This is a genomic window from Streptomyces sp. NPDC053513 (genome assembly GCF_044544765.1).
Taxonomy (GTDB): Bacteria; Actinomycetota; Actinomycetes; order Streptomycetales; family Streptomycetaceae; genus Streptomyces; species Streptomyces litmocidini.
In genome coordinates, this window is the sequence record NZ_JBITXP010000001.1 from 749,888 (window position 1) to 756,297 (window position 6,410).

General features: G+C 73.1%; 8 protein-coding genes. 5 read left to right on the plus strand and 3 right to left on the minus strand.

Annotation, left to right across the window (positions count from 1 at the left end; genetic code table 11):
• Positions 1-81: 81 nt before the first annotated feature.
• From ACIGW4_RS03130 to ACIGW4_RS03140, 3 genes are all read left to right on the plus strand, one after another.
• Positions 82-876 carry a class I SAM-dependent methyltransferase gene (locus ACIGW4_RS03130; RefSeq protein WP_123454022.1) on the plus strand — a complete coding sequence of 265 codons (795 nt, stop codon included), beginning with the start codon at positions 82-84 and terminating at the stop codon, positions 874-876.
• 239 nt (positions 877-1,115) lie between these two features.
• Positions 1,116-2,165, plus strand: a complete 1,050-nt coding sequence (locus ACIGW4_RS03135) for a C40 family peptidase (protein ID WP_123454021.1) — start codon at positions 1,116-1,118, stop codon at positions 2,163-2,165.
• A gap of 343 nt (positions 2,166-2,508) precedes the next feature.
• Positions 2,509-3,810, plus strand: coding sequence for a PP2C family protein-serine/threonine phosphatase (locus ACIGW4_RS03140; protein WP_398713186.1), 1,302 nt, complete (start codon positions 2,509-2,511; stop codon positions 3,808-3,810).
• A gap of 31 nt (positions 3,811-3,841) precedes the next feature.
• Here ACIGW4_RS03140 and ACIGW4_RS03145 read toward each other — a convergent pair whose 3' ends face one another.
• The 3 genes from ACIGW4_RS03145 to ACIGW4_RS03155 all read right to left on the minus strand — a co-directional run bounded on the left by ACIGW4_RS03145 (position 3,842) and on the right by ACIGW4_RS03155 (position 5,258).
• Positions 3,842-4,189 (minus strand): DUF2516 family protein, encoded by a 348-nt coding sequence (locus ACIGW4_RS03145; protein ID WP_123457405.1) that lies wholly within the window; start codon positions 4,187-4,189, stop codon positions 3,842-3,844.
• Positions 4,190-4,279: 90 nt separating this feature from the next.
• Positions 4,280-4,831: a hypothetical protein gene (locus tag ACIGW4_RS03150; protein WP_399578155.1), complete on the minus strand. Its 552-nt coding sequence runs from the start codon at positions 4,829-4,831 to the stop codon at positions 4,280-4,282.
• A gap of 37 nt (positions 4,832-4,868) precedes the next feature.
• Complete coding sequence (locus ACIGW4_RS03155; protein ID WP_123454015.1) at positions 4,869-5,258, minus strand: helix-turn-helix domain-containing protein; 390 nt, start codon at positions 5,256-5,258, stop codon at positions 4,869-4,871.
• A gap of 91 nt (positions 5,259-5,349) precedes the next feature.
• Between ACIGW4_RS03155 and ACIGW4_RS03160 the strand changes: the two genes are divergently transcribed.
• Both ACIGW4_RS03160 and ACIGW4_RS03165 read left to right on the plus strand, forming a co-directional pair.
• On the plus strand, positions 5,350-5,796 hold the full coding sequence (locus ACIGW4_RS03160; protein WP_399578158.1) for a helix-turn-helix domain-containing protein: 447 nt from the start codon (positions 5,350-5,352) through the stop codon (positions 5,794-5,796).
• A 10-nt stretch (positions 5,797-5,806) separates the two neighbouring features.
• Positions 5,807-6,223, plus strand: a complete 417-nt coding sequence (locus tag ACIGW4_RS03165) for a VOC family protein (protein WP_359592055.1) — start codon at positions 5,807-5,809, stop codon at positions 6,221-6,223.
• Positions 6,224-6,410 lie beyond the last annotated feature (187 nt).

Here is a 6,410-nt window from a genome sequence, read left to right on the forward strand (position 1 = left end):
TTCCGCCCGGGGTCAGGGCCCTTCCGCCCGGGCCGCGACCGCCCGGGGCCGCCCCTCCCCCGCACCCCTTACGCTCATGGCATGGCCCCGCGCACCACCCGCCCCGTCGGCACCCCGACCCGCGGGACCACCAACCCGAACCGGCTGCGCCGCATGGACCGCTGGATCGCCGCCGTCCACGGCCCCGCCCTGCGCGGCTTCCCCGAGCCGCCGCTCGCCGTGGACCTCGGGTACGGGGCCGCCCCCTGGACCGCCGTGGAGCTCCTGGCCCGGCTGCGCACCGCCGAGCCCCGCACCCGGCTCTACGGCATCGAGATCGAACCGGCCAGGGTCGAGGCCGCGAAGCCGTACGAGCGGGAGGGCCTCTCCTTCCTGCACGGCGGCTTCGAGGTGCCGGTGCCCGGCCGGGTCGCCCTGATCCGGGCGGCGAACGTGCTGCGCCAGTACGACGAGGACCAGGTCGCGGCCGTCTGGGCGAGGCTCTGCGGGCGGCTCGCGCCCGGCGGGCTGCTCGTGGAAGGGACCTGCGACGAGATCGGCCGCCGGCACGTGTGGGTGGCGCTCGACGCGGACGGCCCGCGCACCGTCACCTTCGCGACCCGGCTCGGCTCGCTCGACCGGCCCTCGGACCTCGCGGAACGGCTGCCGAAGGCGCTGATCCACCGGAACGTGCCGGGCGAGCCGGTGCACGCCTTCCTGCGTGACTTCGACCGGGCGTGGGCGGCGGCCGCCCCGTACGCCTCGCTGGGGGCGCGGCAGCGGTGGATCCGCTCCGTCCGCGACCTCGCGGCGGACTGGCCGCTGACGGACGGCCCGCGCCGCTGGCGCCAGGGCGAGGTGACGGTGCGCTGGGAGGCGCTGGCGCCGCGCGGATGACGGGGCGTCCGTAGGAGGGTCCGCGCGCCCCCCCGGGGCTTCCCTGCTTTTTCCCCAACTCCCGTCGAATTTCCCGTACGGAGGGAACGCCACACGCACCCCACTCGTCCCCCGTGAGGGGGATGGGCCCGACAGGCCCCGGTTTCCTCTGTCGCTTTCCGGTTTCGCATGGCACTATCGCCAGGCCACCATCAAGTTACTGACGGTAAATCAGATTTGGGTCACCAGAGGGGGAGCTCGTGAACCGACGCCGCCACGCCACCGCCGCGATCACCGTGATCTGCGCCCTGACCGTGCTGGCCTCTCCCGCGCTGACCCTCCAGGCCGCCGCCTCGCCGCTCCCGCCTCCCCCGCCGAAGAAGAGCCTGGAGGAGGTGCGCGCGGAGATCGACGACCTGTACCGGAAGGCCGCCGTCGCCACCGACGCGTACAACCTCGCCGAGGAGAGGACGAAGGAGCAGTCCGCCGAACTCGTCCGGCTCGCCCGGATGATCGTGGACGGACGCGAGAAGATCGAGGACCTCAAGGCCAAGGCCGGCGCCGCCGCCCGCGCCCAGTACCGCAACGGCGGGCTCCCGGAGGGCGCGCAGCTCGTCCTCACGAACGACCCGCAGCTCTTCCTCGACGCCGCCGGACGGCTCAAGGACGGCGCGAAGGCCACCCACGACCTCCTGGGCGAGATGACCCGCGCCCAGGCCGAGTTGGACACCTACGCCAAGGACGCCGGTACCAACTGGACCCGGCTGGAGGCCAACCGCGTCCGGCAGGCGAAGGCGAAGAAGGAGATCAACGACAAGATCGCCGCCGCCAAGAAGCTGGAGTCCGAACTCGCCGCCGAGGAGCGCGAACGGCTGCGGCTCCTGGAGCAGCAGGCCCTGAACCGGGCCCAGACGACCTGGCTCGGCACCGGCGTCCTCAAGGGCCTGAAGGGGGACACGACCGAGGAGGGCAGGAAGGCGGTCGAGTTCGCGACGGCCCAGATCGGCAAGCCGTACGTCTGGGGCGCCGAGGGGCCGCTCTCGTACGACTGCTCCGGGCTGACCCAGCGCTCCTGGGGCGCGGCCGGCCGGGGCATCCCGCGCACCTCGCAGGAGCAGTGGCGGCTCCTGCCGCACGTGGACATCAAGGACATGCGGCCCGGCGACCTGATCGTCTACTTCAAGGACGCGAGCCACATCGGGATGTACGTGGGGAACGGGATGATCGTGCACGCGCCGCGTCCGGGGCGGAACGTGACCCTCGCGGGCGCGGGCTCGATGGAGATCCTGGGAGTGGTCCGCCCCGCGTGACCGCCCGCCCTTCACGCCCCGTCCGTCCTTCACGCCCCGTCCGCCCTTCGCGCCCCGACCCTCCGGGCGCGCCCGTCCCACGTGACACGAGCCACCTCCACGGCCCGGTGGGCGTGACGGGGGCCACGTCCGGGGCGTGACGTTTCTCATGGGCCCGGGCCCCCGTGCGGGACCGTGCGGGGGCAAGTACCTCCCCTTCCGCGGCATATGCCAAGCACGCCGCGTCCTCTCACAGGCTGATCACCATTCCGCTGCGCACCGCCCTACCGCTATGGTCCGGGACGGGCGGGACGCCACCCGGCGCCCTGCGCACCCTCGGGGGGAGGGAAGGAAACCCGGACCGATGCCCGTATCCGTACCGCGTCAGAGAAACGTCTCTGCCGCTGCGGGACCCGGCGACGCCACTCCAACGGACGCCACTCCCATGACAGGCACAGTCACAGGCACCGATCGCAGCGATCTCACTCTCCTGGTCGTCGAGGACGACCCGGCGGGTGCCCTCGCCGTACCCGAACTGCTCGACGCGGCCGACGCCGCCGGCACCCGCGTCCGCATCCGCACCGCCCGGAACCTCACCGAGGCCGAGCGGCTCCTCACCGACGACGTCCACTGCGTCCTCGTCGACCTCTCCCTGCCCGGCCCCCGGGCCGCCGCCGGCGACGACCCGCTCGCCCCGCTGCGGCACATCCTGCGCCTCGCCCCGCGCCACGCCGTCCTCGCGCTCGCGGCCTCCGCCGACGCCGAGCTGGCGGCCGAGGCGGTGCGCGTCGGGGCCCAGGACCACCTCTTCCGCGAGGAGCTCGACGGACGGCTGCTCAGCCGGGCCATCCGCTACGCCGTCGAACGCAAGCGGGCCGACGCCGTCCAGGTGAAACTCGCCGAGTCCCGGCTGCGCGCCCAGGAGAACGCCCGGCTGGAACGCGGGCTGCTGCCGACCCCGCTCCTGGAGGGCTCCGACCTGCGGTTCGCCTCCCACTACCGGCCCGGCCGCTCCCGCGCCCTGCTCGGCGGCGACTTCTACGACACCGTCCGCACCCCCGACGGCACCGTCCACGCCATGATCGGCGACGTCTGCGGGCACGGCCCCGACGAGGCCGCGCTCGGCGTCGAACTGCGGATCGCCTGGCGGGCCCTGACCTTCGCGGGCCTCTGCGGGGACGAGCTGCTCTCGACGATGCAGCAGGTCCTGGAGCACGAGCGGGAGAGCGACGAGATCTTCGCGACCCTCTGCACCGTCGACATCGCGCCCGACGGGCGCCGGGCCGGGCTCTGCCTGGCCGGCCACCCCTCGCCGCTGATCGCCCGGCAGGGGCGGGCCGCGCGCCTCCTCCCGTACGAGGACGGCGGCCCGGCCCTCGGACTGCTGCCGCGCGCCCGCTGGCCGCGCCGGCAGGTCGAGCTGGGCGGGGCGTGGAGCCTGCTCATGTACACGGACGGGCTCATCGAGGGCCGCTCGGCGGGCCCCGGCTCCCCGCGGCTCGGCCAGGACGGGATGGTCGAGATGATCAACCGCCAGCTGGCCTCGGGCCTGCGCGGCGAGGAGCTCCTGGAGGCGGCCGTGACGGAGGTCCGGTCCCTGAACGGCGGCGAGCTGACGGACGACGTCGCCGTCCTGGCCCTGGAAAGGGACAGGACCCGGGGGTGAGCACCACCCGGGTCCTGTCCGTCGTACCGCTCTACCGGCCGCCGTTGTAGGGGCCGTACGGTCCGTCGCTGCTGGAGCCGCCGCCACGGCGGCCGCCCCGGCCTCCGCCGGAGACCTGCGCGAGCGCGGGGCGCACGTCCACCATGAAGACGATGGCGGCGATCAGCCCCGCGATCTGCAGGAACAGCATCGGCAGCAGCAGGTTCAGGACGAGGTTGACGCCCAGGACGATCAGCCAGAACTTCTTCGTCTGCTTGTCGGCGGCGCGGTAGGCGTCCTCGCGCGCCATGGCGGCGAAGACGAGCGCGGCGACGGCGAAGCCGGTGAAGACCAGGAAGGTCACCAGGGAGAGAAGGGAATCGAATCCCGCGCGCAACATGCTGAGCACCGCCTAGTGGGGATGGAGAGAGAGCGCCTCGCGGTCAAGGTACCCGGTACAACGTGCCGGGTACCCCCATGAGTGCCCGCCCTACTCCTTCTCGGCGGCGACGGCCGTCTTCTTGGCGGAGGTCTTGCGGGCGGTGGTCTTCCGCGCGGGCTCCTTCTCGGCCTCGGCCGCCGGGGCCTCCTCCGCCTTGGGCGCCGGCTCCGGCTCGACGACGACGGCGATCTCGGTGATCTCCTCGGCGACCTCGCCGCGCCAGGCCCGGACGGCCTCCTCGCCGTGCGCGGCGACCTCCTCGTACTTCTCGCGCGCCTTGACCGCGTACTCGGCGGCGACGCCGACCCCGCGCAGGGCCAGGTCCTGGGCGGTCTCGCCGAGCTTCTTGAGGTCGGTGTCGAGGCCGCCGACGACCTCGGCGAACTTCGCCTGCACGGTGGCCTGGGCCTCCTTGGCCTGCGCGGTCACCTTCTCCTGCACGACCTTCGGGTCGGTCTTCCGTACGGCGTCGATGCGCGCGGGCGCCTCGGCGGCGATCTGCTCGATCAGGCCGGGAACCTTCCGGGCCTGCCGCACGGCGAGGTCGGCGGTGCCGGCGGCGAAGTAGAGGGGGGTACGCAGTTCGTCGATGATGGCCATGCTGGTGGTCCTCCCGGATGTGACGTACTGGGGCGTACTAGCTCGAAGGCGGCACGGTGCCCGTGTCGGCCGCGGCGGCGTCGGCGGCGTTCTCCTTGCGGAAGGAGTCGTAGATCTGGAGCAGCACCTGCTTCTGCCGCTCGTTGATCGAGGGATCGGCCAGGATGACGGCGCGCGTCTCCAGCTCCTCCCGCTCCTTCTCGTCGAGGATCCCGGCCCGTACGTAGAGCGTCTCGGCGGAGATCCGCAGCGCCTTCGCGACCTGCTGCAGGACCTCGGCGCTGGGCTTGCGCAGCCCGCGCTCGATCTGGCTGAGGTACGGGTTCGACACCCCGGCGGCGTCGGCGAGCTGCCGCAGGGAGAGCTGCGCGGTCCGCCGCTGCTCGCGGAGGTACTCGCCGAGATTGCCGACGTTGAGCGATGCCATGCCCCGACCATGCCAGCCTTTGCTAACTATTGCAAGCAGCCGCTTGCAAAAGTCGCGGCCAGGGCGGGACGGGCCGTGCCATGCTGGGGGCGTGGATCTGGAGGACCTGAAACGACTGCGCCGCGCGCGGGACACGATGGACCGCGACTACGCGTCGCCGCTGGACGTTCCGGCCCTGGCCAGGGTCGCCCTGATGTCGACGGGGCACTTCGCGCGCAGCTTCCGCACCGCGTTCGGCGAGACGCCGTACAGCTACCTCATGACCCGCCGCGTCGAGCGGGCGAAGGCGCTGCTGCGGCGGGGAGACCTGAGCGTGACCGAGGTCTGCTTCGAGGTCGGCTGCACGTCGCTCGGCTCGTTCAGCTCGCGCTTCACCGAACTGGTCGGCGAGACGCCGAGCGCGTACCGCGCGCGGAGCCACGAGGAGGGCGCCGCGATGCCGGCGTGCGTCGCCAAGGTGCTCACCCGGCCGGTGAGGAACGGCGGCCCCGCCGAACCGATCAGGAACGGAGAAGCGAGTCCGGGCGCCTCGCCGTAGCGTCGACGGCATGGACGACATCAAGCTCTCGCAGTGCTTCATCACCGTCGACGACGCCGACGAGGCGATCGTTTTCTACCGCGACGCCCTCGGCCTGGAGGTCCGCAACGACGTCGGCTACGAGGGGATGCGCTGGGTGACCCTCGGCTCGCCCGCGCAGCCGGACGTGGCGGTCGTCCTGGAGACCCCGCTCCCCGACCCCCACGCCTCCGAGGCCGACCGCGAGGCGGTCAAGGACCTCCTCGCCAAGGGCCTGCTGCGCGGCGCGATCTTCTCGACGGAGGACGTCGACGCCACTTTCGAACGGATCCGGTCGGCCGGTTTCGAGGTCCTCCAGGAGCCGGTCGACCAGCACTACGGCGTCCGCGACTGCGCCTTCCGCGACCCGGCCGGCAACATGATCCGCTTCGCACAGCCCAAGGTCTGACCTCCTCCGGCCCGACAGCCGGACCACCGTCCACGCCGGGCGCTCGGCCGGGACGCCCCGGCCGAGGGGCCCCCCCCGCGGGGGGGGGGGGGGGGGCCCGGGGCGGGGCGGGGGGGGGGGGGGGGGGGGGCCCCACCCCCCCCCCCGTTGAGAACATAAAGGGTGCCCGGGTGCTTGGTTGGGGGTT

Bases quoted from the DNA above. Each gene is read 5' to 3' on its own strand.
- ACIGW4_RS03130 (WP_123454022.1), top strand. From the start codon at position 82: ATGGCCCCGCGCACCACCCGCCCCGTCGGCACCCCGACCCGCGGGACC.
- ACIGW4_RS03140 (WP_398713186.1), top strand. From the start codon at position 2,509: ATGCCCGTATCCGTACCGCGTCAGAGAAACGTCTCTGCCGCTGCGGGA.
- ACIGW4_RS03145 (WP_123457405.1), bottom strand. From the start codon at position 4,189: ATGTTGCGCGCGGGATTCGATTCCCTTCTCTCCCTGGTGACCTTCCTG.
- ACIGW4_RS03150 (WP_399578155.1), bottom strand. From the start codon at position 4,831: ATGGCCATCATCGACGAACTGCGTACCCCCCTCTACTTCGCCGCCGGC.
- ACIGW4_RS03155 (WP_123454015.1), bottom strand. From the start codon at position 5,258: ATGGCATCGCTCAACGTCGGCAATCTCGGCGAGTACCTCCGCGAGCAG.
- ACIGW4_RS03165 (WP_359592055.1), top strand. From the start codon at position 5,807: ATGGACGACATCAAGCTCTCGCAGTGCTTCATCACCGTCGACGACGCC.